At 59.3% G+C, this 18,311-nt stretch carries 14 protein-coding genes and 2 pseudogenes; 11 read left to right on the top strand and 5 right to left on the bottom strand.

Annotated elements, in window-relative coordinates; genetic code table 11:
* Positions 1–9: 9 nt before the first annotated feature.
* Both CAter10_RS00660 and CAter10_RS00655 read right to left on the bottom strand, forming a co-directional pair.
* Positions 10–1,017 (bottom strand): response regulator, encoded by a 1,008-nt coding sequence (locus CAter10_RS00660; RefSeq protein WP_061531887.1) that lies wholly within the window; start codon positions 1,015–1,017, stop codon positions 10–12.
* 60 nt (positions 1,018–1,077) lie between these two features.
* Complete coding sequence (locus CAter10_RS00655; RefSeq protein ID WP_061531886.1) at positions 1,078–2,397, bottom strand: sensor histidine kinase; 1,320 nt, start codon at positions 2,395–2,397, stop codon at positions 1,078–1,080.
* A gap of 165 nt (positions 2,398–2,562) precedes the next feature.
* Here CAter10_RS00655 and cqsA point away from each other — a divergent pair, with 165 nt between their 5' ends.
* Positions 2,563–3,807: an alpha-hydroxyketone-type quorum-sensing autoinducer synthase gene (gene cqsA, locus CAter10_RS00650; protein ID WP_061531885.1), complete on the top strand. Its 1,245-nt coding sequence runs from the start codon at positions 2,563–2,565 to the stop codon at positions 3,805–3,807.
* Positions 3,808–3,861: 54 nt separating this feature from the next.
* On the opposite strand, the gene CAter10_RS00645 is transcribed toward cqsA, so the two are convergent.
* Positions 3,862–4,287 carry a winged helix-turn-helix transcriptional regulator gene (locus CAter10_RS00645; RefSeq protein ID WP_082797738.1) on the bottom strand — a complete coding sequence of 142 codons (426 nt, stop codon included), beginning with the start codon at positions 4,285–4,287 and terminating at the stop codon, positions 3,862–3,864.
* A gap of 105 nt (positions 4,288–4,392) precedes the next feature.
* Between CAter10_RS00645 and CAter10_RS00640 the strand changes: the two genes are divergently transcribed.
* From CAter10_RS00640 to CAter10_RS00630, 3 genes are all read left to right on the top strand, one after another.
* Positions 4,393–5,004 carry an NAD(P)-dependent oxidoreductase gene (locus tag CAter10_RS00640; RefSeq protein ID WP_061531883.1) on the top strand — a complete coding sequence of 204 codons (612 nt, stop codon included), beginning with the start codon at positions 4,393–4,395 and terminating at the stop codon, positions 5,002–5,004.
* Positions 5,005–5,101: 97 nt separating this feature from the next.
* The gene (locus CAter10_RS00635) at positions 5,102–5,647 is read left to right on the top strand and encodes an isochorismatase family protein (RefSeq protein ID WP_236905444.1); all 546 of its coding nucleotides are present in this window, start codon (positions 5,102–5,104) and stop codon (positions 5,645–5,647) included.
* A 97-nt stretch (positions 5,648–5,744) separates the two neighbouring features.
* Entirely contained in the window at positions 5,745–6,203 is a 459-nt protein-coding gene (locus CAter10_RS00630; RefSeq protein ID WP_061531881.1) for a transposase, read from the top strand.
* Between the two features lie 121 nt (positions 6,204–6,324).
* On the opposite strand, the gene CAter10_RS00625 is transcribed toward CAter10_RS00630, so the two are convergent.
* Both CAter10_RS00625 and CAter10_RS00620 read right to left on the bottom strand, forming a co-directional pair.
* Positions 6,325–6,771, bottom strand: coding sequence for a ProQ/FINO family protein (locus CAter10_RS00625; protein WP_061531880.1), 447 nt, complete (start codon positions 6,769–6,771; stop codon positions 6,325–6,327).
* A 244-nt stretch (positions 6,772–7,015) separates the two neighbouring features.
* On the bottom strand, positions 7,016–7,963 hold the full coding sequence (locus CAter10_RS00620) for a helix-turn-helix transcriptional regulator (protein ID WP_061531879.1): 948 nt from the start codon (positions 7,961–7,963) through the stop codon (positions 7,016–7,018).
* A 110-nt stretch (positions 7,964–8,073) separates the two neighbouring features.
* Between CAter10_RS00620 and CAter10_RS00615 the strand changes: the two genes are divergently transcribed.
* The 7 genes and pseudogenes from CAter10_RS00615 to CAter10_RS00585 all read left to right on the top strand — a co-directional run bounded on the left by CAter10_RS00615 (position 8,074) and on the right by CAter10_RS00585 (position 18,301).
* The gene (locus CAter10_RS00615) at positions 8,074–8,934 is read left to right on the top strand and encodes an NIPSNAP family protein (protein WP_061531878.1); all 861 of its coding nucleotides are present in this window, start codon (positions 8,074–8,076) and stop codon (positions 8,932–8,934) included.
* 11 nt (positions 8,935–8,945) lie between these two features.
* On the top strand, positions 8,946–9,590 hold the full coding sequence (locus tag CAter10_RS00610) for a LysE family translocator (RefSeq protein WP_061531877.1): 645 nt from the start codon (positions 8,946–8,948) through the stop codon (positions 9,588–9,590).
* Positions 9,591–9,891: 301 nt separating this feature from the next.
* Positions 9,892–11,216 (top strand): annotated as a pseudogene (locus CAter10_RS00605) (MFS transporter).
* A gap of 10 nt (positions 11,217–11,226) precedes the next feature.
* On the top strand, positions 11,227–13,797 hold the full coding sequence (gene nirB / locus CAter10_RS00600) for a nitrite reductase large subunit NirB (RefSeq protein WP_061531876.1): 2,571 nt from the start codon (positions 11,227–11,229) through the stop codon (positions 13,795–13,797).
* A gap of 141 nt (positions 13,798–13,938) precedes the next feature.
* Positions 13,939–14,286 (top strand): nitrite reductase small subunit NirD, encoded by a 348-nt coding sequence (gene nirD / locus CAter10_RS00595; protein ID WP_061531875.1) that lies wholly within the window; start codon positions 13,939–13,941, stop codon positions 14,284–14,286.
* The gene (locus tag CAter10_RS00590) at positions 14,283–15,524 is read left to right on the top strand and encodes an NAD(P)/FAD-dependent oxidoreductase (RefSeq protein WP_061531874.1); all 1,242 of its coding nucleotides are present in this window, start codon (positions 14,283–14,285) and stop codon (positions 15,522–15,524) included. Before nirD ends, CAter10_RS00590 begins: the two co-directional genes overlap by 4 nt.
* Positions 15,525–15,560: 36 nt before the next feature.
* Positions 15,561–18,301 (top strand): annotated as a pseudogene (locus CAter10_RS00585) (molybdopterin-dependent oxidoreductase).
* Positions 18,302–18,311 lie beyond the last annotated feature (10 nt).

The following is an 18,311-nucleotide window of genomic DNA, read 5'->3' as shown; positions in this document are numbered from 1 at the left end:
CCGAATTGGTTATTTGACGTCGACTTGGTCACGCAGGAACTCCGCCAACGAATAAAAAGGCTGATGCAGATAATGCCCAGGAAAATCAAATAACGCCCAATGATAGTCCTGTATGCCGAAACAAGTCTGGGCCGGCAGACAATATGATAGCCAATCGTGGCGTATCGCGTCGGTGTACATCCCGCCGCTGTCCGAAAAGAATGGCACCAGCCGCAATTCCCGCAAACCTGTCAATAATTCCAGCGGCGCACCATAATCCTGCGCCACCTCAAGCTGCGACATCAGGCTGGCCTCGGTTTCGATCACCATCAGCGTCGCTTTGCCATTTATATCAAAGAACAGGATGCCGGTGGGGTTTGGAAACAAATAATATTCGACAAAGCCATGACGTTTGCAAAGCTGCTCGACCAACGCTTCCATCGCCGGATCCGACAGGAAGGTATAGGAGTGGCGGGTCAGCAGGTCCTTTAGCGTCAGCGACTGGACATGGAAGAATTCCTTCTGCAAGCTGCGGATTTCCAGTTCCAGATGGTCAAGCGCGTCATGATCGCTCTTCTTGATGAAACGGTCGATCAGTCCCCGATTGAAGGCCTCGATAGCGAGCTTTTCGTCGGCCTGGCCGGTAAACAGGATTTTTTTGCATGGCAGCTCCTGAACGGCCTGGCAAAACTCCAGGCCATTCATCTGCGGCATTGCATAATCGATCACGAGCACGGAAGGCAGCATGAAGCGTTGCCGATTCAGCGACTGCCGATAGATCTGATCGATATCGACAGCGACGGTGCGGCGGTCGAATGAAAATGTCTGTTCGTCATAGTTGACCCGGATCGATTGGCTTTTACTGGGAGTGTGGCGAAAGGCGGCGCGCAGCCATTCCAGCGCCGCATGGGTATCGTGGAAGACTTTGCGCGGCATTTGCGATGGCAGCTGGAAAGCCAGGCTGTCCAGGAAGCTTTGACTGTCGTCGATCATGACAGTCGTGGTTGGGTGTTGATAAACAGGTAACGAAATATTCATTTTGGCTGCAATACAGGCGCCAGGCGCGGCAAGGCGGTGTTCGGTTGAAGGGAGAGGATGCTAATTTAACAGAGAGCGCACGTCGGATGCCTTTTGTTGCAGCACCGGCGGAAAATCCAGGACGAATATCGTGTAGGCCAGCGGCCGCGACACCAGCCGTATATGCGCCCCCCAAGCCTCCAGCACGTCCTTGCAGAACGCCAGTCCGATACCGGTGCCGTTATATTCCGGATAGGCGTAAAAGCGCTCGAAAATATGCGACGCGCGGCCCGGCTCGATGCCGCAGCCGGTATCGATAAACAATAGCCGGGGCCGGGCGCGGTTGCCTTCGATGACGATCCTGATGCGGCCCTTGCCAATGCGCTGGATCGCAGTCAGTGCGTTACGCAGCAGGTTGATCAGGACCATTGAGCACAGCTCGGTTTGCCCCAGCAGGCGGAAATCGGCATGTACCGTCACGGCCACCAGCTCGCGCTGTTCCTGGTTGACGAACGGGTAGCGCAACAGCATCTGTTCCACTGTGGTCGCCATCGACAGGATGTCTTTCGGTTGCAGGTTTTCCTTGCCGGTTGAGGCGCTCAACAGAAACAGGTCGATCACGTTGTTCATGTGGCGTACTTCGAACTCGATTCGCGCCAATGCCTTCTCCATCGGTATTTGGCTCGGCGCCGCCGGTATCGCGCTCTCCTGCAGCAGGCGGCTCAGGCCGCGCGCATTGGCATTGATGCTGCGCAAAGGCGTGCGCAATTCATGCGACACCGTCGCCAGCGCCGTCGCCATGCCGGCCAGTTTTTCCTGGGCCAGGACTTTACGGCCGACCTTGGCGAGCGACACCGTGATGATCGCAAACAACTGGATAGGCCATTGCTCCAGCGTCTGTACGCTGAGCGGCAGACTGCCGCCGTGCATGATTGCAAACACCAGATAAGCCAGCGCGGTGCCGGTGAAATAGGCGAGGAATGCCAAGGTCGTATCGAAGTGAAACAAAATGATCAACGCAATCAGCAACGACTGGCTCCAGATGGAGGAGCCGTCGTTCATCAGGAACATGAAGGTAAAGAAGAACGGCAACACGTAAGTCAGGCCGATGAAGAAATAAGCCGCCAGCCATTTTTTCTTTACCAGGCGCCTGACGAAAATCGCCGGCAGGCACAACACCACTCCGAAAATCCGCAGACTCAGGTTTTCGTACGGCTGTGGAAACCAGTAGGCCCACACCACGTAATAAAGCGGCATGCCGACCACAGCAATCCACGCCAATATCACCAGGCGCTTGATTGTGTTGTCGTATTGCCTATTAAAACTCAATAACCATCTGCCCGCAGCATGCTGCCATACCTGCCAGCGCCGGCTGGTCCAGTTGCCGATGTGCTCAATCATGGGGTGTCAGATATTGGTCTATCATAAATCGCTATGCGGTAAGAGATGCGAAGCCGGTTGATCGCCGCGCCTCCGCAACGAATACTTAGCTTGGCTCCGAATTCCAGACAGGGGAGCCCTGGCTACTCTGTTTGGCATGTCAACAGAGAGTATTGGGAGAAAATTATGCCACTAACTGCAAGCTACCATGCCGAAATAACTTTGGCAGCGGAGCAAAGATTGCCCGCCTTCGTGTCTACAAGGATGGACGAGCATTATATTGATCGCGTAGAGAAACTGCTGGGCGGCGAACACATGCACAAATGGTGCGCGCCAGGCCCGGATGCGATCTACCTGTCCAGCAACGATTACCTGTGCATTGCCGCCGAACCGCAGCTGATCGAAGCACAGGCTGCACGCCTCAAAAAGGGCGATGCCGATTTGCTGATGTCATCGGTTTTCCTGCAGGAAGGCAGCCCTCAGCATCGCCTTGAAAACAAGCTGGCCCGCTTTATGGGTTCGGAAGACGGCTTGATTTCTCAATCCGGCTGGAGCGCCAACGTCGGGCTGATGCAAAGCATCGCCAGCCCCGGCGTGCCGGTCTACCTGGACATGCAGGCCCACGCGTCGCTGTGGGAAGGCGTGCATTCCGGTGAAGCTCGGCCGGTGCCGTTCCTGCACAACGACATCGAGCACTTGCGGCGGCAAGTGCTCAAGCATGGCGCCGGCGTGATCGTGGTCGACGCCGTCTACAGCACCAATGGCAGCATCTGTCCTTTGGCCGAAGTGCTAGCCATTGCCGAAGACAGCGGCAGCATCCTGGTGGTCGACGAATCGCATTCACTCGGCACGCATGGTCCGGGCGGAGCCGGACTGGTGGCGCAGATGGGTTTGTCCGATCGCGTCCATTTCCGCACTGCCTCGCTAGCCAAGGCATTCGGCGGCCGCGCCGGTTTCATCACCTGCTCCAGCAAGTTCAAGGGCTATTTCCTGTCGGCCTCGCGTCCGGCGATTTTCAGCTCCTGCCTGTTGGGACATGAACTGGCCTGGTTCGATGCCGCGCTCGATTTCATCCGTCATGCCGACGACCGGCGCACCAGCCTGCATCGCAATGCCCGCCGCATTCGCGACGGACTGACCGCATTGGGCTACAACGTCAGCGATGGCACCGAGCAAATCATTGCACTTGAAGCCGGTACCGAACCGATGACCTTGTGTCTGCGCAAGGCGCTGGAAGCGGAGGGTATCTTTGGTGCGGTCTTTTGCGCGCCGGCGACGCCCAAGAACCGCTCGCTGGTGCGGCTCACACTGAACTCGGGACTGACCGAGGTGGAAATTCAGAGGGTGCTGCAGGCTTGCGACAGTATTCGTGAAGAAGTGCATTTGTCCAGCTGGTCCTCGACCCGGCGCGCGGCTGCAGCAGCGGCTTGACCTCGCAGTCGGCGGCAGGTCAATCACCGGGCCGGCAATTAAACCAGGCCCGGCTCAGTTGCCTGCGCGGTCGTATTGGCGGCGCGCGCCGCGAATCACGCCTTGATGGCTGCCGGCCCAATCGGCCAGCACCTTGAGCGGCGCGCAGAGCGAGCGTCCGGTATCGGTCAATGCATATTCGACCTGCGGCGGCGTGCTCGGAATCACGGTGCGCGACACCAGCCCGTCGCGCTCCAGATGACGCAGCGTGACCGTCAGCATACGCTGCGAAATACCGTCGACATCGCGCCGCAGCTGGTTGAAACGGCAAGGACCTGACTCCAGCGTGGTGATGACCAGCACGCTCCAGGCATCGCCGATCCGATCCAGCACATCGCGGATCGGGCACGGCAAATCTTCGCTTGCACTGGGGCGTCCTCGGCCGCGCGCCAGAGCGGCGCCGGCCGGCGCCGCAGTTACCTGCATGTTCCTATCATTCATCAAAGTGCCTTCTTGCGCTAAAGTTCTAAATAATTATACTGGTTACTTTAAATAACTACCACGGCCCGAGACGCGTTCCGGGCTTCAACCGAAAGGAAAGCCATCATGAAAATTGCCATCATCGGCATTACCGGCCGCGCCGGCTCACGCATTGCCGCAGAAGCATTGCGCCGCGGCCACACGGTCACCGGCATCGCCCGTTCAGTCGAACAGACGACGGCGCCAGTCGGCGTCCAGCTATTGCAAGGCGACGCCACCCAGCCGGAACAACTGGCGGAACTGATTCGCGGCCAGGATGCGGTTGTCAGCGCAGCCCAATTCCGCGTGCTGAAAGCTGCTCCGCTGCTGCAGGCCGTCAAGAGCGCCGGGGTCAAGCGACTGCTGGTGGTGGGCGGCGCCGCTAGCCTGGAAGTGGCGCCCGGCGCCATCCTGCTGGACAGCCCGAATTTCCCCGCCGAATACAAGGTGGAAGCAGTGCCGGGCAAGCAGTTCCTGGACGACTTGCGCGCCGAAACGACCGTCGATTGGACTTTCCTTTCCCCGCCGGCTTTATTTGCCCCAGGCGAACGCACCGGGAAATTCCGTATCGGCCAAAACCAGTTGCTGAGCGATGAGCAAGGTCAGAGTCAGATCTCGATGGAAGATTACGCAATTGCGCTGCTCGATGAAATCGAACAACCCAAGCACGTACGCCAGCGCTTCACAGTGGCTTACTAAATAACACCCGGGCCTGCCGCGACTTGCCGCCACGCCAGCGTAGCGTTCCACTGGATTTCATGGCATAAGGGAAGACATCCTTCAACCGTTCCACAACATGCCCATGAGCTACTTATGTAATGCATCCGCCGCCAACCTGGTTATCATCGACCTGCAAGAAAAACTGATGCCGGTGATTTTCGACAATGCGCAGGTGCTGCGACGCGCTTCCGTGCTGGCGCAAGCTGCCAGGCTGCTGGCGATTCCGGTGATCGGCACCGTGCAGCAGCCGCTACGGCTGGGACGCACGATGCCGCTGATCGACGACATGCTCGACCAGACTATCGAGAAATGCAGTTTCGACGCTCGCGCCGAACCGGCGTTCCTGGCCGCGCTGGATAATGGCCGGGACGAACTGGTCATACTTGGCTGTGAAGCCCACGTCTGTGTGCTGCAAACCGTGCTTGGCTTGCTGCATCGGCAGCGGCGCGTAAAACTGGTGATCGACGCCATCGGCTCACGCCAGGAGCGCGACAAAATCTGCGCCATCGATCGCGCCCGCGCTGCGGGCGCCGATATTGTCAGCAGCGAAATGGTAATGTTCGAATGGATGAGAAACAGCGAGCATCCGAAGTTTCGCGAGATATTGAAACTGATCAAATAAAAACCCGAGATAGCGATAGGAAATTCAGCGTTTTTCCTATGTCCTTTTGTGTTTTGAGTGATGACAATGAATTGAATCATTCTCATCAAAACACGACATGCCTATCAACAACGATCAATGGCAAAAACTGAAGCCATTTCTGCCGGGTGGAGAAAATGCCCCCGGCGTTACCGGCCGCGACAACCGCCTGTTCGTCAACGCAATTTTTTGGATAGTGCTGAACGAGGCGAAATGGTCTCAACTGCCATCCGGCTTCGGCCAGTGGCAGACGGCCTACATGCGTTTTCGTCGCTGGAATCAGGCCGGTATCTGGCGCCAGATGGCAGATCATGTCGACGCCGATCCCGCGTTGCAACGCATGCTGGATGCAATTGCCGCGTTTGGCGACGATTATGCCTGGCGCTTGTCGCGCAGGACGCTCATCAGAAAGAACAAAGTGGCGCACGGCAGCGGCCTGCCAAGACAGCCGCTACCGCCGGCGCCCGACGCCGCAAAGGAACGTGGAAAAGCGCAGAACCTTGATACCAATTGGATCTGGCTGCTGACGCACAAATGACGCGGCAGAAAAACGAAAAGCATTTTTCCGCCTATGTAGCGATTGCATCAAAGAGACATCGCAAGTTGGCGCCTTGCGACAGCCTGAGGCCCCCCCCCTTGCTGCTATCGCAAATCCGTGTTCAACCGCGATTGCGGGAGAATTTCGCAGTCAGCTGGCTCAATTTTTCGGCATGCTGGCGCGCCGCTTTTTCGGCTGCCAGCTGTGCGGCTTCAGCCGCGCGTTGGGCCTTGCGCTGCTCGGCATTCTTCTTGAAACGCTCACGCAGCGTCTCCGCGGCGTGGGTGCGGTGGACTTCCGTGACTTCATCGGCGTTATTGCCGTCGAGATCGAACCTGACCGTGGCCTTTTCCATCCCCTTCAGATAACGCAGCGAATTGGTGTGCATGCCCAACGCAATCCGCAAGGTCTTGCGGTTGAGTTCAGGGATACGCGCAATCAATTGCTTATCGATGCCGATCGCCAGTGGCTGGTAATCGCGGAATACCGCGAATTTCTCTTGCAGCTCCTTGAGCAGAACGCGGGCAGTTTGGACAGGACTCGGAGTTGCGACAGCGGGTGTATTCATTGACAACAAATGCAGTGTGTTTTAGAACGCTCAGGATATCACGTAGATGCCTCAAAGCCCTTGTGTTGGCCATATTTAAGCGCGTGGCGGCGCATTTTATTGCGATTCCCGCGACATGCGCAGCCGTATCGGCAACGGATTTCTCTTCGGACAGTCTATCGCACTGCCATTCGCGTGAACACTGCCAGGGTTACCAGGCGCTGCAACCTGCTTGCAACGTCTTCATGAAATGCATTAATGCTTCTCATTTTGCAAGCTGCAATAACCTTGAGGCACAAGTCTTGAGCGCGTCGCGCAGCGCGGGCGGATGACGGATCTCGAATGCGAATGGCAACCGCGCCAGTTCGCGGGCAAACCAGTCGAGATCGTCGGACTGGTTGTGCAACAGCACGCCGTCTGCCGTTTGCTCGAACAGGCCGACGGCGTCGAACAGTTGTTCGCGCGCCGTTTTCAGGTCGGTTTTGAGCAGCACTTCGACGGCAAATGCGCGCGGCATGGTGGCGACTGACAGAGCCAGATGCGCCAGCGCATCGAAATCGGCCGGGCGCATAAATGTCTGTTCCAGCGCCAGCACCCGGCCGATGCGATCCAACCGAAACGAACGCAAACCATGGCGCAGATGGCACATGCCGACGGTATACCAGCGGCCGCCGCGGTAAGCCAACCCGTAGGCATCGAAGTCGCGCTCGCTGTCGTCGCCGGTGGCGCTGCGATAGTGCATATGCACCCGTTGCCGATTCTGCGCGGCGCCGCTGAGAATCACTAATGCTGCATTGCTCTCGGGCGCAGCGGCCTGCGACAAATCCAGCTTCACGGTTTCATCCACCGCGCTGACCCGGCGCTTCAGGTTGTCCGGCATGATGCGTTCCAGCTTGGCCTGGGCGCTCGCCACCGCCGGCGCTGCTTCGGCCAGGCCGAGGCTGCGTGCCGCCAGCAGGCCGATCGACAAGGCCAGTGCTTCGTCGTCGGTAAACATCATCGGCGGTAGCTTGAAACCCGCGATCAGCGCGTAGCCGCCGTGACGGCCGCGGTCGGTCGTGATGGGGATGCCCATTTCCTCCAGCGTCACGATGTAACGACGCAATGTACGGCCATCAACCTCCAGGCGCGCGGCCATCTCGGCCCCGCTCATTCGGCCATGGGTTTGCAGCAGTTCCAGCACTGCCAGCACACGTGTGGTTGGGTGGTACATGGCTTGAAGGATATTTTATATATAGGGCAGATTATGTCCTAAATTCAATTTATCTTTGATTCCGGCAGCAAAAATTTGCAGCTAACCGCAAGCAGGAGAGGAGGACAGCCATGTACCGATTCATTGCCGGGATTCTCCTGTTGGCGGCGGCGCATGCATCGACATTTGCGCCAACTCCCTCAACCAACCAACAAAATGCCATGCAAACCCTCAGCGATACCAACGATTTCCAGGTAGTTGAATTCCGCCGCTATCAGATCAAGGATGGCGGCCTGGCCAGATTCACCACTTATTTCGAAAGCTTTTTTCCGGAAGCATTCCAGCAACTCGGTGCGTTGGCCCTCGGCCAGTTCAGCGAGCGCAGTAATCCAAATGTATTTACCTGGCTGCGTGGCTTCAAGGACATGGATGCCCGTGCCGTCGTCAACAGCGCGTTCTATTACGGACCGGTATGGAAGGAGCACCGGACCACCTTGAACAACCTGATGATCGACAGCGATAACGTGCTGCTGCTGCGTCCGCTGAACCGGGACAGCGGCGTCAGTGTATTGCCGGCGGTGGATCCGGCATGCGAAGTGCAAGGCGCTCAAGGCGTGATGGTGGCGCAAATCTTTGCGCTGAAGGGCGGCGACGTCGAGCAATTCGCCAGTCGCGCCGCATCAGTCTTCGCCACTTACCAGGCCGCCGGCCTGCGCCAGGCAGGGCTGTTGGTGACGCTCGACGCGAAAAACAATTTCCCTCAATTGCCGGTCAGGACAGACGGCCTGTATCTGGTGTGGCTGGGAATCGCCCGGGACGACGGCCAACTACAGAATTTTTATCCGCTGGCCGATCATGCCGCCAATGCGCTGGCTGCCGAGGGCTTGCTCAGGTCGGCGCCCGAACTGGTAATCCTCGATCCCGGCAAGCGCTCGCGGCTGCGCTGGCTGGCCGAAAACATAGAAAGCACTGCAGACACGTTACCAATATGAGGAGACATTAAATGACGCAATCCATCAATCTGTGGCTGTACTTCCTGATCGTGTTCGGCGTCATCGTGCTACCGGGCCTGGACATGGCTTTCGTGCTGGCGAGCGCACTGGTGGGCGGACGCCGCTCGGGCCTGGCGGCGGTGGCGGGCATCATCGCCGGCGGCGTCTGCCACGTCACCATGGGTATGCTGGGCCTAGCTGTTGTGCTCAAGCTGTGGCCCAGCCTGTTCAACCTGGTACTACTGGCAGGCGCTGCCTATATTGCCTGGATTGGCTGGTCGCTATTGCGCAGCGAGGACGGCTTCCAATTCGCCGCCACGCCAGGACAAGCCCCGGCCAAGGCGCCTGCCACCACGTTTTACCAGGGCATGCTGACCAGCTTGCTCAACCCGAAAGCCTATGTCTTCATGCTGGCGATTTTCCCGCAGTTCCTGAAAATCGACGCCGGCCCGCTCTGGGGACAGGCGTTGGTGCTATGGGTAATCACTGCGCTGACTCAGGCCGGCGTGTATGGCGTCATTGCCATCCTGTCCAGTCGCACCCGCGCCTGGTTCGATGACAATCCGCGCGGCAGCCTGATCGCCGCGCGCATGGTAGGCGGTCTATTGATTGCAGCAGGGATATTTACCGGGGTCGAAGGCTGGCAGGCAATGTAATCTCTGGCAAGGGCCGCACCGAAATAGTGTGCGGCGCACCAATTTCACGCAAAACGCACCGTCGTCGACCTGCACCTGCGCATCAGTTGATCTCAAAAGACACCAGATAAAGAAATAACCTCATAAATATCAATGACTTAAATTTGTGGCACGGCGTTTGCTCTGGATAAGGCTACAGGATCAACGACGATCCTACCCTTTCTAACGCAGGTCCAACGATGGATCTGTTGGACAACGGCGTCCTCTTGCTCGGCCTTGTGGCTGAGTCAAGAGGACGCCTTTTTGTTTTTAAAGACGAAAAATGGCAAACAAAGCGACCAGCATCGAACTTTTCAGTCTGCGCACGCCGCAGATGCGCGCCTTCCACCTGACCTGGATGGCATTCTTCGTCTGTTTCTTCGCGTGGTTCGCCTGTGCGCCGTTGATGCCGCTGATCAAGGGTCAACTCGGACTGAGCATGGCGCAAATCGCCAACATCAATATCGCGGCAGTGGCGGTGACGATCCTGGTGCGGCTGCTGGTCGGTCCGCTATGCGACCGTTACGGCCCGCGCAAGACCTATACGGGCCTGTTGCTGATAGGCGCGTTGCCGGTGTTCGGCGTGGCGTTGGTGCAAAGCTACGAAAGTTTCCTGTTCTTTCGCCTGTGCATCGGCGCAGTCGGCGCCAGTTTTGTGATCACCCAGTACCACACCTCGGTGATGTTCGCCTCCAATGTCGTCGGTACTGCCAACGCTGCCTCCGCCGGCTGGGGCAATAGCGGCGGCGGTGCAGCGCAAGCGCTGATGCCGTTGCTGGTGGCGGCGTTGCTGATGCTAGGCGTCAGCGAAACCATGGGTTGGCGTCTGGCGCTGCTGGTGCCAGGCGTGTTCATGCTGATCATGGCGGCGCTGTACTGGCGCTACACACAAGATTGTCCGCAAGGGAACTACGCCGAATTGCGTGCTGCCGGCATCGCTATCGAAGGCGGTAAAAAGGGCGGCTGGGCCAGCTTCCGCGCCGCCAGCACCAACTACCGGGTGTGGCTGCTGTTCGTCACCTACGGCGCCTGCTTTGGCGTTGAGATATTCATCCACAACATCGCCGCCATTTACTACGTCGATCACTTCGGCCTGTCGCTGAAAAGCGCGGCATGGCAGCCGCCAGCTTCGGCTTGCTGGCATTGTTTGCGCGTGCCCTGGGAGGCTGGCTGTCCGACAAGATGGCCCTGCGCAGCAACCTCGATAGCCGCGCCACCTTGCTGTTCGTGCTGATGCTGGGCGAGGGGCTGGGCCTGCTGTGGTTTGCGCATGCCAGCAGCGTTGCACTGGCGGTGGTCGCCATGTTGACTTTCGGCTTGTTTACGCACATGGCCTGCGGCGCAACGTATGCGCTGGTGCCGTTCATCGATCGCAAGGCACTCGGCGGCGTCGCCGGCATCATCGGCGCCGGCGGCAATGTCGGTGCAGTCGCCGCCGGCTTCCTGATGAAGGGCCTGGGCGATACCCAGCAGACGCTGACTGCGCTCGGCGTGCTGGTGTCGGTCTCGGCGCTATGCGCGATTGCGGTGCGCTTCAGTGCCGAACACAAGGCACGGGAACAGGAATTGCATAACAGTGTCATGGCAGCAAAAAGCATTAGCGCCTAAGGGAGACAACATGAAAATCATCGTCATCGGACATGGCATGGTCGGCCACAAATTTCTGGAATGCCTGGCCGACTCCGGCGTCGCCGGCATCGAGGTCACGGTGTTGTGCGAAGAACCGCGTCCAGCCTACGACCGCGTGCACCTATCGGAATTCTTTGCCGGCAAATCGGCGCAGGATTTGTCGCTGGTGACGCCGGGGTTTTTCGAAAAAACCCGGCATATCGAACTGAAGCTGAACGCCAAGGCGCAACTGATCGACACCGAAGCCAAGACAGTGACGTTCAATATCAACGGTGCGATCCAGATGCTGCCTTACGACAAACTGGTGATCGCCACCGGTTCCTATCCGTTCGTGCCGACACTGGCCGGCAACCAGCGCAAGGATTGCTTCGTCTATCGCACCATCGAAGACCTGGAAGCGATGCTGGAATGCGGCCAGCGCTCGCGCAGCGGTGTCGTGATCGGCGGCGGCCTGCTTGGCCTGGAATGCGCCAAGGCGCTGCGCGATATGCAGCTGGAAACCCATGTGGTCGAATTTGCGCCACGCCTGATGGCGGTGCAGGTAGATGAAAGCGGCGGCCGCATCTTGCGCCAGAAAATCGAGGAACTGGGTGTCACTGCGCATACGCAAAAGAACACATTGGAAATCGTCGACGGCAAAACCGGCACGCATCGCATGAATTTCGACGACGGCAGCCATCTCGATACTGACATGATCGTGTTCTCGGCAGGTATCCGTCCGCGCGACGAACTGGCGCGCGAAAGCGGATTGAAAGTCGGCGATCGCGGTGGCATCGTGATCGACAACAGCTGTCGCAGCTCCGATCCGGATATCTATGCCATCGGCGAATGTGCATTATGGAACGGCCGGATCTTCGGCTTGGTAGCGCCCGGCTACGATATGGCGCGCATCGCCGCCAAACACGTGCTGGCGACCCTCACCACGGACAGCAACGTAGCAATTCCGGAATTTACCGGCGCCGACATGAGCACCAAGCTCAAGCTGATGGGCGTTGACGTGGCAAGCATCGGCGACCCGCACGGCAAGGAAGCCGGCAGCCGCTCTTACCAATTCACCGATGAACGCAAGCAGATCTATAAGAAAATCGTCGTGTCGGAATGCGGCAAGTATCTGCTGGGTGGGGTGATGGTTGGCGACGCCAGCGAATACGGCACGCTGCTGCAGATGATGTTGAACCGCATCGAGTTGCCGGCATCGCCGGAATTCCTGATCCTGCCGCAGGCCGATGGCCAGGCCAAGGTCGGGCTTGGTGTTGATGCGTTGCCGGACAGCGCGCAGATTTGTTCCTGCAACGACGTTTCCAAAGGCGCGTTGTGCGCGGCGGTCAACGCCGGCGCTACCAGCATCGGCGCGCTGAAGAGCTGCACCAAGGCCGGCACGTCCTGCGGCGGCTGCGTGGCGCTGGTCACCCAAGTCATGAAGGCGGAGATGAAGAAGCAGGGCATGGCAGTCAACAACCATGTCTGCGAACATTTCGCGTACTCGCGCCAGGAGCTGTATCACCTGGTGCGCGTCGGCCAGATCAAGACTTTCGACGCCTTGTTGCAACAGCACGGAAAGGGCCTGGGCTGTGACATCTGCAAGCCAGTCGCGGCCAGCATCCTGGCGTCCTGCTGGAACGATTTCGTACTGAAGAAAGAACATGCCGGCCTGCAGGATTCCAACGATTACTTCCTCGGCAACATCCAGAAGGACGGCACATATTCGGTGGTGCCGCGCATGGCAGGCGGCGAAGTCACCCCGGACGGCTTGATCGCGGTCGGCCAGGTGGCCAAGAAATATGGCCTGTACACCAAGATTACCGGGGGCCAGCGGGTTGATCTGTTCGGCGCCCGAGTTGAACAGTTGCCGCTGATATGGGAAGAGTTGATCGCGGCCGGCTTCGAATCCGGCCATGCGTATGGCAAATCGCTGCGCACCGTGAAATCCTGCGTCGGCTCGACCTGGTGCCGCTATGGTCTGGACGACAGCGTCGGTCTGGCCATAGAACTGGAAAATCGCTACAAAGGCTTGCGCGCGCCGCACAAGATCAAGTTCGGCGTCTCCGGCTGCACCCGCGAATGCGCGGAAGCGCAGGGTAAGGATGTCGGCATCATCGCCACCGAGAAAGGCTGGAACCTATATGTCTGCGGTAATGGCGGCATGAAGCCGCGCCATGCGGAACTGCTGGCGGCCGATCTGGACAAGGCGGCGTTGATCCGCACCATCGACCGCTTCCTGATGTTCTACGTCCGCACCGCCGATCGCCTGCAACGCACTAGCGTCTGGCGCGACAACCTGGAAGGCGGCCTCGATTACCTGAAGCAGGTTGTGGTGGACGACAAGCTGCACATTGCCGCCGAGCTGGAAGCCGACATGCAGCACGTAGTCGACACCTACCAGTGCGAATGGAAAACCGCTGTCACCGATCCCGCCACACGCCAGCGCTTCCAGCACTTCGTCAACAGCGATCAGGCCGACGATAACGTGGTGTTCGTCGAAGAGCGGCGGCAGATCCGGCCGGCTACGGTGGAAGAACGCAGGCGTATCAACATCCCGATTGTTGTTGAGGCAGCTTAAATATTTTTTATAACACCGTCATCCCACGCACGCGGGGATCCAGGTTACGGACGAAATCAAGTGACCGAAAAAAAATGGATTCCCGCGTGCGCGGGAATGACGCTACAGAAATCATTTGAGGTCGTATCAAAGGAATATCCCATGCACAATGACCGTCAAAGCAGTAACTGGATTGCCGTTTGCCCACTCGAACGCATTGTGCCGAACACCGGCGTCTGCGCGCTGATCAATGACCAGCAGGTTGCGGTATTCCATGTCATCGATGGCGGATCGCGCGTCTTCGCTATCGGCAATTACGATCCGAACGCCGAAGCCTCCGTGTTGTCGCGTGGCCTGGTCGGTAGCCTGGGTGAACGCATCGTGGTGGCTTCACCGATTTACAAGCAGCACTTCGATCTACAGACCGGCGAGTGCCTGGAAGCACCGGAACATTCGGTCGCCGCCTATCCGGCCCGCATCGCCGACGGCCAGGTCTGGGTAGGCATATGACAGCTGGCGCGCCATCGATTGCAAACAAACCGGTGCTGGCGGTGATTGGCAACGGCATGGCCGGCATGCGCACGGTTGAGGAATTGCTCAAGCTGGCGCCGGATCTGTACGATATCACTGTGTTCGGCGCCGAGCCGCACGGCAATTACAACCGTATCCTGCTGTCGCCGCTGCTGGCCGGCGACAAGAGCATTGACGACATCATGCTCAATACGCCCGAGTGGTACAAGCAAAACGGCATTACGCTGCATGCCGGCGATCCGGTAACGGGCATTGACCGCCAACGCCGCATCGTGCGCTCCCGCGCCGGCGTTGCATTGCGCTATGACCGCCTGCTACTGGCGACCGGCTCCAAGCCGTTCATCCTCCCGGTGCCCGGTCATCAGTTGCCGGGCGTGATCGCCTTCCGTGACATCCAGGATGTCGAAACCATGCTGAACGCGGCGCGCAATCATCGCCACGCGGTGGTCATCGGCGGCGGCCTGCTGGGCCTGGAAGCCGCCAATGGCTTGCTGCGGCAGGGCATGGACGTGACCGTGGTGCATGTGATGGACAGCCTGATGGAAAGACAACTGGACAAGCCGGCTGCGTTGCTGTTGAAGACTGCGCTGGAACAGAAAGGTCTGCGCTTTTTATTGAACGCTCAGACAGCTGAAATCGTCGGCGAGCAGCAAGTCACTGCGGTACGTTTCAAAGACGGCAGTGACATTCCCGCCGACCTGGTAGTAATGACCGCCGGCGTCCGTCCCAATATCGAATTGGCGCAACAGGCCGGCCTGCATTGCGAACGCGCCATCGTGGTCGACGACACCTTGCAGACCTACGATCCGCGCATCTACGCAGTTGGTGAATGCGTGCAGCACCGCCTGGCGACCTTCGGCCTGGTGGCACCAATCTGGGAACAGGCGCGGGTCTGCGGCGCTCACCTGGCCGGCGCCGGCCATCGGCGCTATGTGCAGCAAGCCACCGCCACCAAGCTCAAGGTCACCGGTGTCGATCTGTATTCGGCAGGCGATTTCATCGGCAGCGAGGGCAGCGAAGACCTGGTGCTGCGCGATCCGCGTCGTGGCATCTACAAACGGCTGGTCATCAAGGGTCCGCATATCGTCGGCGCGGTGCTGTACGGCGACGTCAAGGATGGCCCCTGGTATTTTGAACTGATCCAGCAGCGCATCGATATCTCCGGGCTACGCAGCCAATTACTGTTCGGCCAGGCGCTATGCGCCCAGGCCGCCTGATCGGGGGCGCGTGTGAAATCGGCTCCTTCCTTCCCGCTGCTACCGGCTGAGAAACTGAGTTACAAACCAGGCAGCACGCTGACCACCTGTCCCTATTGCGGCGTCGGCTGCGGTGTGCGTGCTACCTTGCACAGCGACGGCCAGGTAGATATCGCCGGCGATGAGAGCCATGCGTCGAATTACGGCAGGTTGTGCGTCAAGGGTTCGGCGCTGGGCGAAACCGTCGATCTCGATGGCCGTCTGCTGTATCCAAAGATGCGCGTGGAAGCCGACGCAACCCAGCCGCTGCAACGCGTTTCCTGGGACGCAGCGTTGGATCAGGTAGCGCACGGCTTTCGTTCGATCATCGAACAGCACGGGCCGGATTCGGTCGCGTTATATGTATCGGGCCAGTTGCTGACCGAAGACTATTACATCGCCAACAAGCTGATGAAAGGCTACATCGGCAGCGCCAACATCGACACCAATTCTCGCCTGTGCATGTCGTCCGCAGTGGCCGGCCACAAACGCGCGTTCGGCGCCGACCTGGTGCCGGTCTGTTACGAGGATCTGGAACTGGCTGACCTGGTGGTGCTGGTCGGCTCCAACACCGCCTGGTGCCACCCGATCCTGTTCCAGCGCATCGCCAGGATAAAGGAAACGCGGCCGCAGATGAAACTGGTGGTGATCGATCCCCGCCGCACCGCAACTTGCGAACTCGCTGACCTGCATCTGCCTTTGAAAGCCGGCAGCGATGTCTGGCTGTTCAACGGCTTGCTCAGTTTCCTGGCGCGCAACAACGCCATCGACAACAACTTCGTGGACACCAGCACCAACGGCATGGCGGCGGCGCTGGATGTTGCCGAAAGCGGCTGCGTTGACCATGGCGCGGTGGCAAAGGCCTGCAAGCTCGACCCACACGATTTGCTGACGTTCTACGAATGGTTTGCCGCGCACGAAAGAACGGTGACCGCCTTTTCGCAAGGCGTCAATCAATCGTCGTCCGGCACCGACAAGGTCAACAGCATCATCAACTGCCATTTGCTGACCGGCCGCATCGGCCGTCCTGGCATGGGGCCATTCTCGATCACCGGGCAGCCAAATGCGATGGGCGGCCGTGAAGTCGGCGGTCTGGCCAACATGCTGGCGGCGCACATGGAACTGGAAAATCCGCAGCATCGGCAAACCGTGCAGGATTTCTGGCAGGCGCCGCGCATGGCGGAACGGCCCGGATTAAAGGCAGTCGATCTGTTCCATGCGATCGAAAGCGGTCGTGTCAAGGCAGTCTGGATCATCGCCACCAATCCAGTAGTCAGCCTGCCGGATGCCGACCAGGTGCAACGCGCCCTGGCCAAATGCGAACTGGTGGTGGTATCCGACATCATCGAAAAAACCGACACCAATGCCTTCGCCCACGTCTTGCTGCCGGCGCTGAGTTGGGGTGAAAAGGACGGCACCGTCACCAGTTCGGAACGCCGCATTTCCCGTCAACGCGCATTCCTGCCGACACCGGGCGAGGCCCGCGCCGATTGGCAGATCCTGTGCCAAGTTGCGCAACGCATGGGTTTCAAGGGATTCGATTTCGCGGCTGTACATCAGGTGTTCGATGAACACGCTCGCCTCAGCGCCTATCGCAATGGCGACGCCTTTGGTCAGCGCCGCACATTCAACCTGAGTGGCCTGAGCGGTCTGGATCAAAAACAGTTCGATGCGATGGCGCCGGTGCAATGGCCTCTGACCACGCTTGCATCGGGTGACAAACGAGGTACGCCGCGGCTGTTTGCCGACCGCCGCTTCGCGCACCCGGATGGCAAGGCGCGCTTCATCGCCACCGTTCCCCGGGGCCGCAATATGCAACCGACAGCGACTATCCGCTGAGCCTCAATACCGGCCGCGTGCGCGACCAGTGGCACACCATGACGCGCACCGGCAAGTCACCCAAATTGGCCGACCACGTGCCGGAATCGTTCGTCGACATGCATCCGCAGGACGCGCTGCTGCACGGCGTGCGCGAAGGCATGCTGGCGCGGATATCGAGTCGCTGGGGTGAGATGGTGGCCAGGGTGCAGCACAGCGGCGGCATTGCCCGCGACAGCATTTTCGTGCCGATCCACTGGAACGGCCAGTCGGCTTCGGATGCGCGAGTCGGGGCGCTGGTCAACCCGGCGGTCGATCCGGTTTCCGGGGAGCCGGAATTCAAGCATACGCCGGTGCGGGTCGAGGAATTCCGCGTGGCCTGGTACGGCTTCGTGTTGAGCCGCAGCCGACCGATGCTGGACGATGTGACCCACTGGACGCGGATTCAGGGAAGGCGCTTCAACCGCTACGAACTGGCGGGGCGCAGCCCAATTTCCGAGCACAGCACCTGGGCGGCGGCGCTACTAGGTGTCGATACCGCCGACGCCGACTGGCTGGAGTATCAGGATGTCAGCGCCGGCATCTATCGGGCCGTGCATGTGGTCGATGATCGCATCGATGCCTGCGTGTTCCTGTCTCCACGCCCGGACCTGCCGTCACGCGCCTGGCTGGCCAGCCTGTTCGGCAAGGAAAAACTGGATGATGCCGACCGCATCGGCCTGCTACTCGGCCAGCCCATCGAGAAAGGTGTGGATACCGGACCTACCGTGTGTTCCTGCTTCGGCATCGGCCGCAATACCATCTGCGATGCAGTGCGCAAGCAGGGGTTGACCAATGTCGCGCAGGTCACCGCCTGCCTGAAGGCGGGCGGCAACTGCGGTTCATGCGTTCCCGAAATCAAAAAATTGCTGTCGGAAATCCTGGTCGAAGAGGGCGCGTGAGCGCCAATCA

This window comes from Collimonas arenae (assembly GCF_001584165.1).
Lineage (GTDB): Bacteria > Pseudomonadota > Gammaproteobacteria > Burkholderiales > Burkholderiaceae_D > Collimonas > Collimonas arenae.
The sequence above is the reverse complement of the archived record's forward strand: the minus strand, read 5'-3'. Positions and strand labels throughout refer to the sequence as shown.